General features: G+C 67.9%; 15 protein-coding genes. All 15 read right to left on the reverse strand.

The genetic code is table 11. From position 1 onward, the window contains the following. Positions 1-126: 126 nt before the first annotated feature. Entirely contained in the window at positions 127-765 is a 639-nt protein-coding gene (gene cheZ, locus A8M77_RS27610; RefSeq protein ID WP_086924665.1) for a protein phosphatase CheZ, read from the reverse strand. Position 766: 1 nt separating this feature from the next. Further along, the gene (gene cheY / locus A8M77_RS27615; RefSeq protein ID WP_086924666.1) at positions 767-1,165 is read right to left on the reverse strand and encodes a chemotaxis response regulator CheY; all 399 of its coding nucleotides are present in this window, start codon (positions 1,163-1,165) and stop codon (positions 767-769) included. Positions 1,166-1,201: 36 nt separating this feature from the next. Then, on the reverse strand, positions 1,202-2,227 hold the full coding sequence (locus A8M77_RS27620) for a protein-glutamate methylesterase/protein-glutamine glutaminase (protein ID WP_238136999.1): 1,026 nt from the start codon (positions 2,225-2,227) through the stop codon (positions 1,202-1,204). Positions 2,228-2,280: 53 nt separating this feature from the next. Continuing rightward, a complete protein-coding gene (gene cheD / locus A8M77_RS27625; RefSeq protein ID WP_086924668.1) occupies positions 2,281-2,901 on the reverse strand; it encodes a chemoreceptor glutamine deamidase CheD in 621 nt (206 codons plus the stop codon). After that, positions 2,898-3,755 carry a CheR family methyltransferase gene (locus A8M77_RS27630; RefSeq protein WP_086924669.1) on the reverse strand — a complete coding sequence of 286 codons (858 nt, stop codon included), beginning with the start codon at positions 3,753-3,755 and terminating at the stop codon, positions 2,898-2,900. The genes cheD and A8M77_RS27630 overlap by 4 nt, the downstream gene beginning before the upstream one ends. Positions 3,756-3,816: 61 nt before the next feature. Next, positions 3,817-5,112 carry an EAL and HDOD domain-containing protein gene (locus tag A8M77_RS27635; protein ID WP_086924670.1) on the reverse strand — a complete coding sequence of 432 codons (1,296 nt, stop codon included), beginning with the start codon at positions 5,110-5,112 and terminating at the stop codon, positions 3,817-3,819. 19 nt (positions 5,113-5,131) lie between these two features. Continuing rightward, positions 5,132-7,207, reverse strand: a complete 2,076-nt coding sequence (cheA, locus tag A8M77_RS27640; RefSeq protein ID WP_086924671.1) for a chemotaxis protein CheA — start codon at positions 7,205-7,207, stop codon at positions 5,132-5,134. Positions 7,208-7,239: 32 nt separating this feature from the next. Further along, positions 7,240-8,181: a flagellar motor protein MotB gene (motB, locus tag A8M77_RS27645; RefSeq protein WP_086924672.1), complete on the reverse strand. Its 942-nt coding sequence runs from the start codon at positions 8,179-8,181 to the stop codon at positions 7,240-7,242. 10 nt (positions 8,182-8,191) lie between these two features. Next, a complete protein-coding gene (gene motA, locus A8M77_RS27650) occupies positions 8,192-9,052 on the reverse strand; it encodes a flagellar motor stator protein MotA (RefSeq protein WP_086924673.1) in 861 nt (286 codons plus the stop codon). Positions 9,053-9,071: 19 nt separating this feature from the next. Then, positions 9,072-9,725, reverse strand: a complete 654-nt coding sequence (gene flhC, locus A8M77_RS27655; protein ID WP_086924674.1) for a flagellar transcriptional regulator FlhC — start codon at positions 9,723-9,725, stop codon at positions 9,072-9,074. Continuing rightward, positions 9,722-10,069: a flagellar transcriptional regulator FlhD gene (gene flhD / locus A8M77_RS27660; RefSeq protein WP_086924675.1), complete on the reverse strand. Its 348-nt coding sequence runs from the start codon at positions 10,067-10,069 to the stop codon at positions 9,722-9,724. Before flhD ends, flhC begins: the two co-directional genes overlap by 4 nt. Positions 10,070-10,325: 256 nt before the next feature. Then, positions 10,326-10,625 (reverse strand): EscU/YscU/HrcU family type III secretion system export apparatus switch protein, encoded by a 300-nt coding sequence (locus A8M77_RS27665; RefSeq protein ID WP_086924676.1) that lies wholly within the window; start codon positions 10,623-10,625, stop codon positions 10,326-10,328. Continuing rightward, positions 10,622-11,938 (reverse strand): flagellar hook-length control protein FliK, encoded by a 1,317-nt coding sequence (locus tag A8M77_RS27670; protein WP_086924677.1) that lies wholly within the window; start codon positions 11,936-11,938, stop codon positions 10,622-10,624. Before A8M77_RS27670 ends, A8M77_RS27665 begins: the two co-directional genes overlap by 4 nt. A 16-nt stretch (positions 11,939-11,954) precedes the next feature. Then, positions 11,955-12,287, reverse strand: coding sequence for a flagellar protein FliT (locus tag A8M77_RS27675; RefSeq protein ID WP_238136993.1), 333 nt, complete (start codon positions 12,285-12,287; stop codon positions 11,955-11,957). A gap of 31 nt (positions 12,288-12,318) precedes the next feature. Further along, the gene (fliS, locus tag A8M77_RS27680; protein ID WP_086924678.1) at positions 12,319-12,732 is read right to left on the reverse strand and encodes a flagellar export chaperone FliS; all 414 of its coding nucleotides are present in this window, start codon (positions 12,730-12,732) and stop codon (positions 12,319-12,321) included. Positions 12,733-12,756: the final 24 nt, after the last annotated feature.

Here is a 12,756-nt window from a genome sequence, read left to right on the forward strand (position 1 = left end):
GGGACACGCACAGTGGGGTCGCCTTTCTTTGGTTACTTTCTTTGGCGAAGCAAAGAAAGTGACTCGCCCGCCGGGGCGAATTCCCGGCTCCGGCCCTAAACAAACAGCAAGGCAAAAGCCAAAAACCTAGAACCCCAAACTCTCCAACAAATCATCCACCTGCGCCTGATCCGCCACCGCCTCCGGATTGTCCGCCTTGATCTGCGGCCCGTTCATCAGGCTGTTCGCCTGCCCGAGCGCGATCTCCGAGCGCTTTTCCGCTGGCGCGTTGTCGATCAGCACCTGCAGCAGCTGCGTCTCCACCTCGTTGACCACATCCATCATCTTCTTGATGACCTGGCCCGTGAGGTCCTGGAAATCCTGCGCCATCATGATTTCCATCAGCTGCGAATTGATGGCGCCGGCACGCTCGGGCACCTGCTGAAGGTAACCGCGCGTGTCCATCACCAGCTCGCGCGCCTGGTCCAGTTCGATCGGATTGGCGAACCACTGGTCCCACCGCCCACTCAGGTCCTTGGCCCCGTTCGACAGCGCCTCCTGCATCGGCTGCGCGACGTCGATCGCGTTGAGCGCCCGGTGCGCCGCGCGCTCGGTCATGGTCGCCACGTAGCTGAGGCGGTCGCGCGCATCCGGGATGGCCTGCGCCGCGCGCTCGACCTGCTTGTCCAGGCCCAGCTCGCGCAGGCCCTCGCGCAGCTGGCGCGTCAGCTGGCCGATGCGGCCCAGCAGTTCATCGTGCGTGTTGCCGGTTGTGTTGGCACTCATGTCATGCCGCCTCTTTCTGGAGCTTCTCGAAGATCTTGTTCAGCTTCTCTTCGAGCGTGGCCGCGGTGAAGGGCTTGACCACATAGCCGTTGGCGCCGGCCTGGGCCGCGGCGATGATGTTTTCCTTCTTCGCCTCGGCCGTGACCATCAGCACCGGCAGCTTGGCCAGCTCGGGGTCGGCGCGGATGGTCTTGAGCATGGTCAGGCCGTCCATGTTCGGCATGTTCCAGTCCGAGACCACGAAGCCGAAGTTGCCGCCGCGCAGTTTCTCGATGCCGGCCGCGCCATCCTCCGCCTCGTCGACGTTGAGGAAGTCCAGCTCCTTCAGCAGGTTGCGCACGATGCGGCGCATGGTCGGGAAGTCGTCCACGACCAGGATCTTGATGCTCTTGTCAATCACGGTTTCTCCAGCTTCAGCAGTTCAGTTTGAATGGGGTCAGACCCGGTTGGCGCGCTCGCCGAAGGTGCGAAGGTGCGCCAGCACGCGGCGGGTCATCTCGTTCAGGGGCGACACCTCGTCCACCGCGCCCAGCAGCACGGCCTCGCGCGGCATGCCGTAGACGACGCAGCTCGCCTCGTCCTGCGACAGGGTGTGGGCGCCGGCCTGCTTCATGCGCAGCAGGCCCTCGGCGCCGTCGCGCCCCATGCCGGTGAGGATCATCCCGATCGCGTTCTTGCCCGCATGCCGGGCCACCGAATCGAAGAGCACGTCGATCGAGGGCCGGTGGCGGTTCACCGGCGGCTCCTGGTTGAGCTGGGCCACGTAGTTGGCTCCGCTGCGCGCCAGGGCCATGTGCCAGCCGCCAGGCGCGATGTAGGCATAGCCCGGCAGCACGCGCTCGCCGTGCTCGGCCTCCTTCACGTGGATGCGGCACAGGCCGTCCAGCCGCTGCGCGAAGGAGCGCGTGAAGCCGGGCGGCATGTGCTGCGCGATCAGCACCGCCGGCGCGTCGGGCGGCAGCGGCACCAGCACCTCGCGGATGGCCTCGGTGCCGCCGGTGGAGGCGCCGATGATGATCAGCTTCTCGGTGGACAGCAGCGGGCTGCGCAGCAAGGGCTCGTGCGCCGCCTCGACCGCGGCCCGCTGCGCGGCGGCGGCGCGGCCGGGCAACAGCCGCGCCTGCGAGGCCGTTCGGATCTTGCCGGCGATCAGCTCGGTGTACTGGATCAGCCCATCCCGCACGCCCAGCTTCGGCTTGGTGACGAAGTCGATGGCGCCCAGCTCCAGCGCACGCAGCGCGATCTCGGAGCCGCGCTCGGTCAGCGAGGACACCATCACCACCGGCATCGGCCGAAGGCGCATGAGCTTTTCGAGGAACTCGAGGCCGTCCATGCGCGGCATCTCCACGTCGAGCGTCAGCACGTCCGGGTTGGTCTGCTTGATGAGTTCGCGCGCCACCAGCGGATCGGCGGCGGTGCCCACCACCGTCATGTCGGGCTGGCTGTTGATGAGCTCGGTCATCACGCTGCGGATCAGCGCCGAATCGTCGACGCACAGCACCTTGATCTTCTTGGTCACGAGACGCAACTCCCTTTGTTGTTGGTGTTGGTGTTGGTGGAGGCAAGCCTGCGCAGCAGCTCGCCCTCCTCGCGCTGCACCGACAGCACGTCGACCTGGGTGCGCAGCTTGCGCACCACCGCCTTGCCGCTGTGCGGCAGCAGGCACACGCGGCGCGCGTGCTGGCCACGCAGGTCCTGCGCGGCGATGGCGATGCGCTCGTTCTCCAGGTAGCGCAGCACGAAGTCGGCATTGCGGTCGCCGATGTTGAGCGTGGTCATGTTGGCCAGCACCGCGGCGCCGCCGAAGACCTTGGCCTGCAGCCGGTCGCGCCGGGCGCCGGCGCGCAGCAGTTCGCGGATCAGCACCTCCATCGCATAGGTGCCGTAGCGCATGGACTCGGCCTGACCGCGCGTGCCCGGCTCGGCGTCCTCCGGCAGCATGAAGTGGTTCATGCCGGCGACGCGGGCTTCGCGATCGATCAGGCAGGCCGCCACGCAGGAGCCCAGCACGGTGCTCATCACCGTGTCGGTGGTGGTGACGTAGTACTCCGAGGGCAGCAGCTTCACCGCCATGCGGTCGAAGTCGCGGTCGAAGTAGTGGTGGCTCGCGACGGAGCCCGGCGCCGCGGCGCTCATGTTCGCGCCTTTCCGCCCAGTTCGTAGACGGTCTGCCCAATGGTCCTGAAGCTCGGGCTGACCAGCGAGGCGTTCTCCGAATGCCCGGCAAAGAGCAGCGCCCCCGGCTTGAGCAGCGGCTCGAAGCGGTCGAGGATCTTCTTCTGCGTGGGCTTGTCGAAGTAGATCATCACGTTGCGGCAGAAGATCGCATCCACCGGCTCCTTCACCGGCCAGACCGGGTCCAGCAGGTTCAGGCGCTCGAACTTCACCATGGCCGCCAGCTCGGGCCGCACCCGCACCTTGCCGGCGTTGGAGCCCGTGCCCTTGTTGAAGAAGCGGCGCAGCCGCTCGGCGGGCAGCCGGGCCACCTGCTCCTGCGTGAAGACGCCGGCCGAAGCCTTGGCCAGCACGGCGGTGTCGATGTCGGTGGCGATCACGCGCGCGCTGCTCGCGCGCTCGCCCAGCGCCTCGGCCAGCGTGATGGCGATCGAGTAGGGCTCCTCGCCGGTCGAGGCCGCCGCGCACCAGATGGTGACCGGCTGCTTGCTGCGCTTCACGTGATCGGCCAGCACCGGGAAGTGATGCGCCTCGCGGAAGAAGGAGGTCAGGTTGGTGGTCAGCGAATTGATGAAGGCCTGCCACTCCTCGCCGTCGTGGCTGGACTCCAGCAGCTCGAGGTAGCGCGAGAACTCCGGCAGCCGCAGCTCGCGCAGGCGGCGCGACAGGCGGCTGTACACCATCTGCCGCTTCTGCTCGCCCAGGGCGATGCCGGCGCGCCGGTGGATCAGGGTCCGGATCTTGGAGAAATCGTGGTCGGTGAAAAGAAATTCGGAGTTCACGATCTGTGCCCGGGTGTGAGCTTCAATGTACATAGCGCTCACCTTGTTCAAAGGGTCGATCAAGTGGAGGAAGGCCCTGCATATCGCCCGCCTCTCACTCGGCCACGACCGGGGCCAGGTCTTGCGCCCAGGCGAGCGCCGCCAGGTGGGCGGCGTTCACCCGCTCCGCGTCTAGGAAGAGCGACTCCGCCAGGCTGGCGGCGCGTGCCCCGTCCTCTTCGCAGCTCTCGGCCAGTGCCAGGAAAGGCCCGTAGGCGCCTTCGCGCGAGAGGATCGCCTGCTGCACCGCCTCGTTGAGCTGCACCTTGCGCAGCACTTCCTGCATGGGTACGCCGAGCAGCCGGTCGATGAGCGAGAACATGCCGACCACGAACAGGTTGTCGGCATCGCCGGCCGGCAGCATGCCCTTGCCCATCAGCTCGACGAAGCGTCCGCGCAGGATGGCTTTCTTGGTCAGGAAGGGCGAACTGGCCTTGGCGTTGCTGGTGGCCAGCAGCACCGACAGCCAGCGCAGGAGCGGCGCGTAGCCGAGTATGGTCACGGCATGGCGCAGCGAATGGATCTCCACGCCAGCGCCGATGGCAGGGGAATTGATGTAGCGCAGCAGACGGTAGGTGAGCGCGGCGTCGCGCTTGAGCACGGCCTCGATCTCGCGCAGCTCGTCGTTGCGCTGGATCATCTGCATGAGCTGCACGATCGCCATTGCCTCGGGCTGCAGCGTCCGGCTGCCGGCTTCGTCCTCCGATTCGGCGGGCACCAGGGCCTGACCCTCGACGAAAACGTCGATCTGCTGGGCCGCGCAGGCGTCGAAGTCCTGCCAGTCGCCGACCTGGGTCGCGATGAACTGGACCGGCGGTTGGCCGGGCTCCAGGCCGGCGCGCAGGGACCGCACCCGCTCCGGCTCGCCGGCACCGACGTCGAGGTGGGTGACGAGCGTGCGCGCTTCCTCGTCCCGGGGCAGCGCATCGGCGCCACACAGCATGAAGCCGAAGCCCTGCTCGCGCATGAACAGCAGGATCGGGCGCAGGTCCTCGCTCTCGATCACGTCCCGGCCGACGCACAGGACCACGTTCTCCGATGGCAGCATCTGCAGCTCGCCGGCCACGATGGTTTCGAAGGTCACGTCGAAGAACAGCAGGGTGCGCCCCAGCGCCCAGCCGCCGCGGCCGTCGTTGAGATGCTTGCCGACGCAGGTGGCGAGCGCCTTGAACAGCGCCGCGGCATCGGCGCCCTGCGCCGGATCGGCTGGCCGCCAGCCCATGCGGTAGCCCATCACGCGGCGGGCGGGGTCGAGGAGCTGCGCGTACGTCACGTAGCCGCTGGTGTCGGGCTCGCGCGCGGCAACGGGCGCGATGTCCTGGGGCTGTCGCCGGAAGAAGTCGAAGCGCATGGCTGGGTTCCGGTCGGCTTCAGGCGGTCAGCGCGCCCATCCTGGAAGCCCCGGCCAGCGCCGCGGCGCTCGCGGCCTGGGCGCGCTGGATCCTGGGCATGGCGCCCACGTCGATGATGAAGGCCACGCTGCCGTCGCCCAGGATGGTGGCGGCCGAGATGCCGGGCACCTTGCGGTAGTTGGTCTCGAGGTTCTTCACCACCACCTGGTGCTGGCCGAGCAGCTCGTCCACCAGCAGCGCGAAGCGCGCGTCGTCGGCCTGCACGATCACCAGGATGCCCTGGGTCGGCTGGGTCTGCGCATTGGCCACGTCGAACACGCGGTGCAGCTCGATCAGCGGCAGGTACTCGCCGCGCACCTTGATCACGTGGCCGTCGGCGGTGATGGAGTGCAGGTGCTCGGGGAGCGGCTGCAGCGACTCGATGACGTAGGACAGCGGCAGGATGTAGGCCTCGTCGCCCACCTTGACGGACATGCCGTTGAGGATGGCCAGCGTGAGCGGCAGCACGATGCGGGTGGTGGTGCCGCGCCCTTCGCGCGAGCTGATCTCCACGTGGCCGCCCATCTCCTGGATGTTGCGCTTGACCACGTCCATGCCGACGCCGCGGCCCGAGATGTCGGTGACCTGCTCGGCGGTGGAGAAGCCGGGCGCGAAGATCAGCTGCCACACCTCCTCGTCGGGCATGGTGTCGCTCACCGCCAGGCCCTGCTGGCGCGCCTTGGCGAGGATCTTCTCGCGGTTGAGGCCCGCGCCGTCGTCGCTGACCTCGATCACGATGTTGCCGCCATGGTGCTGCGCGGACAGCAGCAGCTGGCCGGTCGCGTCCTTGCCCTTGGCCTGGCGCTGCCCGGGCGTCTCGATGCCGTGGTCCAGGCTGTTGCGCACCAGGTGCGTGAGCGGGTCCACGATGCGCTCGATCAGGCCCTTGTCGAGCTCGGTCTCCTTGCCGTAGGTGTCCAGGCGCACCTGCTTGCCCAGCTTGGCGCTGACGTCGCGGATCACGCGGGGGAAGCGGCTGAACACGTAGTCCATCGGCATCATGCGGATGGACATCACCGATTCCTGCAGGTCGCGCGCGTTGCGCTCCAGGTGGCCCAGGCCGCTGAGGAAGCGTTCGTACGCCACCGGGTCGAGCATGGTCGCGGCCTGCGTCAGCATCGACTGGGTGATCACCAGCTCGCCGACCAGGTTGATCAGCTGGTCGACCTTCTCCACGTCGACGCGGATCGAGCTGGACTCCTTGGCATTCGCTGCGGCGGAGGCGGAGGCAGCCGCCTTCGGTGCCGCGGCCTGCTCGGCCGGGGCGGCGGCGGCAGGCACCGCGCCAGGCGCCTCGGCGACTGGCGCCGCGGCCGGCGCCTGCGCCTGCACCGACTCGCGCGTGATCTGGATCTGCGACTCGTCGATGACGAAGCAGCACACGGCCACGATGTCATCGGGGCTGCAGGTGGTGTCGAGCACCACGGTCAGCTGGTCGCCGCTGCGCGTGCGCGAGCGCACCTGCCCCAGGTTGGCGAGCTCGTCGGCGAGCAGCTCGCATTCGCTGTCGGACAGCCCCGAGAAGCGCACGCACAGCGCACCCTGCCCCGCCGGCCCGGTGGCCGCCGCCGGCGCGGGCGCGGCGGCCACGGGCGCCGGCGCCGGCGCCGGCGCCGGCGCCGGCGCCGGCGCCGGTGCAGGCACGGCAGCGGGCGCTGCGCCCGCGGCACCGTTCTCCATGGCCAGTTGTTGCAGCACGGCGCAGATCTGCGCCACCCGTTCAGGCTCGGGTTCATGGCCCGCCTGGTAGGCCGTCAGTTGTTCTTGCAAGGCGTCCTTCGTTTCCAAAAAGGCGTCGATCATCGGAGCGCTCAGGCTCAGCTGGCCGTGGCGGGCGCTGTCCAGGAGGCTCTCCAGCAGGTGCGTGGTGTCGGTCAGGGCGGTGAAGCCGAAGGTGGCGGCGCCGCCCTTGATCGAGTGCGCCGCGCGGAAGATGGCGTTGAGCTGCTCCGAGTCGGGCGCAGCGACGTCGAGCTCGAGCAGCAGTTGCTCCATCTCCGCCAGCAGCTCGACTGCTTCGACAAAAAATGCTTGTGTGAATTGACTGAGGTCCATGGTTGCTCCGTGTCCGGCTTCTTCAGGCCGGGCTAGTTCCCTGCCAGTGCCGGTCCCTTGTAGGCCGTCACCTTGACGTTGTCGGTCGGCGGCGGGGCGACGCGCGGCAGCCGGCCGGCGCGCGTGGTTCCCGCGGCGCCGCCGCCGCTGTTCTCGCGCTCGATCTGCTGCTGCGTGCGGTGGTTGAGCACGACGATGCTGATGCGGCGGTTGATCGGGTTGCGTGGCTCGGCCTTGTCCAGGTGCTGGCTGTCGGCCAGGCCGACCACCCGCAGCACCTTGTCCTCGGCCATCCCGCCCATCACCAGTTCGCGCCGCGAGGCGTTGGCCCGGTCGGCCGACAGCTCCCAGTTGCCGTAGGAGCGGTCGCCGTTGGTGTAGACGATGGCGTCGGTATGGCCCGACAGCGTGATCCTGTTGGGCAGGTCGTTGAGAACAGGCCCGATCTCGCGCAGGATCACCCGCACGTGCGGCAGCAGCCGCGCGCTGGCCAGGTCGAACATCGGGCGGTTCTCGTTGTCCACGATCTGCAGGCGCAGGCCCTCGGTCGTGATGTCGATCAGGATCTGCGAGCGGAACTGCTTGAAGACGGGGCTGCTCTCGATCAGGTCGTCCAGGCGTTTCTTCATGCTCTCGAGGCGGTCGGCGTCGGCCGTGTCTTCCGCATCGGCCTGGGCCAGGCGCACCTCGCCTTCCACGCTGGTGGTCGGGTCCATGCCGCCGCCGGGGATCACGCTGGCGCTGGTGCCGCTCTTCTCCCCGCCGTTCATCGCCACCTTCAGCGGCATCCGGAAATGCTCGGCGATGCCCTCGCGCTGCTTGGGACTCGCGTTCGAGAGCAGCCACATCACCAGGAAGAAGGCCATCATGGCCGTCATGAAGTCGGCGTAGGCGATCTTCCAGCCGCCGCCGTGGTGGCCGCCGCCGCCCTTGCTGATGCGCTTGACGACGATGGGGCCCTTTTCCGCACTCATGGTCGAACCCCTAGCGTGCCTTGACTTCGCGCACGTGGCTGTCGAGCTCGGTGAAGCTCGGCCGCTCGGTGGAGAACAGCACCTTGCGCCCGAACTCCACGGCCAGCTGCGGCGCGTAGCCGTTCAGGCTGGCCAGCAGCGTCACCTTGGCGCACTGGTAGGTCTTCATGCCCTCCTCCACCTTCTGCTCGATCACCGAGGCGAGCGGCGCGACGAAGCCGTAGGCCAGCAGCACGCCGAGGAAGGTGCCGACCATGGCGTGGGCGATCAGGGCGCCCATCTCGGCGGGCGGCAGGTCGGCCGAGCCGAGCGCGTGCACCACGCCCATGACCGCGGCCACGATGCCCAGCGCGGGCAGCGCGTCGGCGACACGCGACAGGCTGTGGCTGGGCACCTCGGCCTCGTGGCGGATGGTCTCGATCTCGTGGTCCATCAGCGCCTCGATCTCGAAGGCGTCGGTGTTGCCGCTGATCACCAGCCGCAGGTAGTCGCAGAGAAACTCCATCACGCCGGGATCGGCCAGGATGGTCGGGTAGCGCTGGAAGATCTCGCTCGAGGCCGGGGCCTCGACGTCGGCCTCCAGCTTCATCATCCCTTCCTTGCGCGCCTTGGCCAGCAGCTCGTAGAGCAGCGCCAGCAGGTCCATGTAGAGCTGGCGGTTGTGCTTGGAGGAGCGCAGCAGCAGGGGCAGCTCCTTGATCGTCGCCTTGATGGTCTTGCCGTTGTTGCCGGCGATGAAGGCGCCCAGCGCGGAGCCGCCGATCATCAGCAGCTCGACCGGCTGGAACAGGACCCCGAAGTGGCCGCCCATCAGCGCGTAGCCGCCGAAGACGGCCCCGACGACCACCAGATATCCAACCAGAACGAGCACGCGCTTCCCCTTTCGCCCCTCAGGGCGTCATGTCAACCGCCTGTCCTCGGGACAGGGCCGTCTGCGACGCCCTTGCAACAGGTGCCGCAACCGGTATATCGGCAGGGGAAGCCTTTTCCTTGAGAGCGGGCGCGGATTCTTCCGTGCCCGTGCGCCGGATGGCGCGGACCTTGCCCGCACGGGACGGCGGGCGGCACAGCACGCACACGTAGCCATGCCGGCTGTCGTGCGCATGCGCCACGAACCTGCCGCCGCAGCGGCAGCAGGTGCTGAGCTGCAGCATGTCGCTGTCGAAAAAACGCACCATGGTGTAGGCGCGCGTGAAATCCAGCACGATTTCGCCGCCCTGCGCGTCGATTTGCTCCGTGTAGAGCCGATAACTCTTGATCAGGGCCTGCAAACTGCTCTCATTCGCGTGCTTCAACATGAATTGATACATGTTGTAAAACATCGACGAATGGATATTGGCGAGCCACGTCATGTACCAATCCGTGGAAAAAGGCAGCAATCCCTTGGGCGGCGATACGCCCCTGAGTTCCTTGTAAAGGCGGATCAGGCGCTCCCTGCTCAGGCTCACCTCCGCCTCCAGGAACTGCAGCCTGGCCCCCAGCTCGATCAGCTCGATCGCCAACTGAACCTCGCGCACCTCCGCGAGGACACTCTTCCGGCTCATGCTTCCAGCATCTGCAGGCGGCGTGCCGACATCAGAATCGACATGTGCGCCTGCTGCAAGGTCGTGTCCTTTTCCTCACCCACGACAGCCGACATCGACGGATGGTCGTCGATGCGAAAGCTGCACAGCAGAAAATTCGAACTCGCCAGCTTGAGGACCTGGGCGAGCGACATGCCGGCGAGCATGTCGGCCAGTTCGCTGCTCACGCCGAGCTTGAACATAGCGGCCGCCCTGTCCTGCTTGACCAGCTTCTGTGCCAGCAGCATGTAGGCCAGGTTGATGTCGCCGATTTCCTTGGAAATATCGCCGCCTGCGGCAGCGTTCCTGAGCTTCTCTGTTTCCACTTCTCACTCCATTCGAACCTGGGCTCAAGTGTAAGGAGGACGCTTATTGTTTGTAACTTTTGTTGATTTCTGTTTCAGGAAATGAGGAATAAATAACAAACACTGTGTAGTGCCATCTCACATATCTACAGAGGGAGATGTTCGTATAAGAAGAACTCATGCGTTTTCATAAGTACGGCATCGTTCAATTCGGCAGAAGAAAGTAGTAATCTTTCGTTACATGAACAAGTCAAATTAAGACTGCCAGAAAAAAGTACTAGTCTTGATTGACTGAATTGCGTCCGGCGATCGATTCGCTGGCCTCTTCCAGCTCATGGATCCAGGCCATGACCTCGGCCACCGCAAGGTAGAGCTCCGGGGGGATCTGCCGGTCCAGGTCGACCTGCATCAGGAGACGGATCAGCTCGGGCGAGGCGTGCACGTACAGGCCGTGCTCGCGCGCCTCGCGCATGATCGATTCGGCCGCCACCCCATAGCCCTTGGCCACCACGATCGGGGCGCGGGTCTTGTCGAGGTAGGACAAGGCCACCGCGCTGGGGCGGTCCTCCGCGGTCATGGCGTTTCCCTTTCGCTGACGCGCAAGCCTTCGAGCCGCAGGCCCGCCGCATCGAAGCGCCGTTCCAGCGCCCCGCCCTGCGCGCGCAGGCGCCCGGCGGTGGTGGCCTGGCTCACCACGAGCTGGGCCTGGACCACGGCACCGCCCAGCGACAGCCGCATCTCCACCGTCCCCAGCCGCGGCAGGTCGAGCGAAACCGTGGTGCTCCAGCGCCGCGGCTGCGCTTCGTGCCCGTCGCCGCCATCCTGCGGCCGGGCATCGTCCTCCTGGATCGACCAGTGCATGGGGACCTCCGGCCAGGCGTGGCCGCTCCAGCGGAACACCGCGGTGGCCAGCAGATCGAGCTGCTGATGCACCACCGTCGCCGTCTGCGGATGGATCATCTCGCCGGCCTGCGTCGGCACCACCGATGCCGATGGCGAAACCGACGCCGCATGCTGGCGCGCACTCTCGATCTCCATGCGGATCCGCTCGGTGCCGGCGGATGCCGCGGGAGCGCCCTCGCCCGCGCGGTATGCCGCGCGCACGCGCTCTGCATCGGCCGCGGGCGCGCTGCCTCCAGGCTCCGCTGGCGGGAACGCATGCGGCGCGGCGATGCCTGGGCCCGGCTCTGCGGGCCGCGGTGCGGCAGGCAATGCGCCAGCCGCGATCACCGGCGCCGACGCATCGGCGGCCATCGGCAGCGGTGCAGGCGACAGCATGGCCACCGGCGCGACCGGCCGCACGGCCTCGGGCGTGGTTGCAGCAGCCCCAGGCACCGGCGCAGCGGCGGCGGTCGTGGCCGCCGCTGGCGCGGCCGCGTCGCCGCGCGCCGGCAGCGGCGGCGCCCAGCGCGCCTGGGGCTCCTGCGCCATCTGGGCCAGCGTGCGCGCGCCCGCGGCGAACTCGGCCAGATGCGATTCGTAGAAGAGACCGCTGCGGTCCACCGTCTGCGCCAGGGCGCCCGCGAGCGCCGCGCCGCTCGCGGGCTGGCGCGCCGAGGGCCACAGCGGGACGGTGCTGCGCAGCGGACCCGCGTCCGGCAGTTCCGCCAGCAGTGCACCGATCAGGCGGGCCGCCGGGGACAGCCGCGCCGCTGCAGGCGCCGACGGATCGGCCGCCGGTGCCGCGCCGGGCAATGCGGCCGGCAACTGCCGCTCGAGCGAGATGTGGGAAGGCAGGCGGACATCGTTCGCGACTTTCTGCACTTCCGCCACCGGCCCGGGCGCTGCGTCCGTGGCCACCTGCCCCTGCTGCAGCGCGACCAGCTCCAGCCGCGGCGCGAGCTTCGCCGCCAGCAGCGCATGGTCGGGCGCCGTGCCGAGCTTGTTCATCGCCGGAGGCTGCGCCTCAGCGCGGCAAGCCGTAGGCCCGGTCGAGTTCGTTGCGCTTCTGCAGATCGGCCATGGTGGCGACCAGGTGCGCCAGCTGCGGCTTGACCAGCTCGCACACGACCTGCTGGTCGGCGCGGATGCGCTGCATCAGGTGGCGCGCCTCGTCCACCTGCGCCGGATCCAGCGACTCCTGCGGCGACACGACGCGCAGCCGCTCGACGACCGTGGCGCACTGCGCCTCCAGTTCGGGCAGGCGATCCCACTCCTTGGCGCGCGCCAGCGTCGCCATCAGCGACAGGGTCGACGCCAGCTGGGCGTAGCAATGGACGACTTCGCTCTTGGCAAGCATCTGTCTCTCCCTTTCCTTTTCTTCGTGCGGTTCAGCGATCGGCCGCGCCGATCTCGCGCCATGCGGACGCGACGTTGTCCAGCAGCGCCTCGGCTTCGTCGAGCGCGCGTGCGTCGTCGTGCAGGTTGGCCTGCAGCAGGCGCCGGATCACATAGTCGTACAAGGCGGACAGGTTGGCCACCAGTTCGGTGCCGGTATCGCCGGCGGCCTTGGCATCCAGGCCGGCCTTGAGCCCGTTGTCCACGATGCTCACCGCCTTCGAGATCGCCTGGCCCTTCGCCGCGATGTTGCCCGCGCCCATGTGGTGCCGCGCCATGCCGATGGCGGCGGCCGCCCCGTCGAACAGCATGCAGATGAGCTGGTGCGGCGAGGCGCTCATGGCCTGCGTCTCCACGCCGAGCCGGGCGTAGGCGCCGGCGCCGCGGTGCGTATGGGGGGTGTACATGGTGCGCTGCTCCGTCGTCGTGAC

The sequence above is a fragment of the Variovorax sp. JS1663 genome, assembly GCF_002157355.1.
Taxonomy (GTDB): Bacteria; Pseudomonadota; Gammaproteobacteria; order Burkholderiales; family Burkholderiaceae_C; genus Variovorax.

Excerpts from the sequence above, each read along its gene's own strand:
- A8M77_RS27620 (WP_238136999.1), bottom strand. The coding sequence starts at position 2,227 with ATGACCGAGCTCATCAACAGCCAGCCCGACATGACGGTGGTGGGCACC.
- cheA (WP_086924671.1), bottom strand. The coding sequence starts at position 7,207 with ATGGACCTCAGTCAATTCACACAAGCATTTTTTGTCGAAGCAGTCGAG.
- A8M77_RS27665 (WP_086924676.1), bottom strand. The coding sequence starts at position 10,625 with ATGACCGCGGAGGACCGCCCCAGCGCGGTGGCCTTGTCCTACCTCGAC.
- cheD (WP_086924668.1), bottom strand. The coding sequence starts at position 2,901 with ATGAGCGCCGCGGCGCCGGGCTCCGTCGCGAGCCACCACTACTTCGAC.
- cheZ (WP_086924665.1), bottom strand. The coding sequence starts at position 765 with ATGAGTGCCAACACAACCGGCAACACGCACGATGAACTGCTGGGCCGC.
- A8M77_RS27635 (WP_086924670.1), bottom strand. The coding sequence starts at position 5,112 with ATGCGCTTCGACTTCTTCCGGCGACAGCCCCAGGACATCGCGCCCGTT.
- motB (WP_086924672.1), bottom strand. The coding sequence starts at position 8,181 with ATGAGTGCGGAAAAGGGCCCCATCGTCGTCAAGCGCATCAGCAAGGGC.
- fliS (WP_086924678.1), bottom strand. The coding sequence starts at position 12,732 with ATGTACACCCCCCATACGCACCGCGGCGCCGGCGCCTACGCCCGGCTC.
- A8M77_RS27630 (WP_086924669.1), bottom strand. The coding sequence starts at position 3,755 with ATGTACATTGAAGCTCACACCCGGGCACAGATCGTGAACTCCGAATTT.
- A8M77_RS27670 (WP_086924677.1), bottom strand. The coding sequence starts at position 11,938 with ATGAACAAGCTCGGCACGGCGCCCGACCATGCGCTGCTGGCGGCGAAG.
- A8M77_RS27675 (WP_238136993.1), bottom strand. The coding sequence starts at position 12,287 with ATGCTTGCCAAGAGCGAAGTCGTCCATTGCTACGCCCAGCTGGCGTCG.
- flhC (WP_086924674.1), bottom strand. The coding sequence starts at position 9,725 with ATGAGCCGGAAGAGTGTCCTCGCGGAGGTGCGCGAGGTTCAGTTGGCG.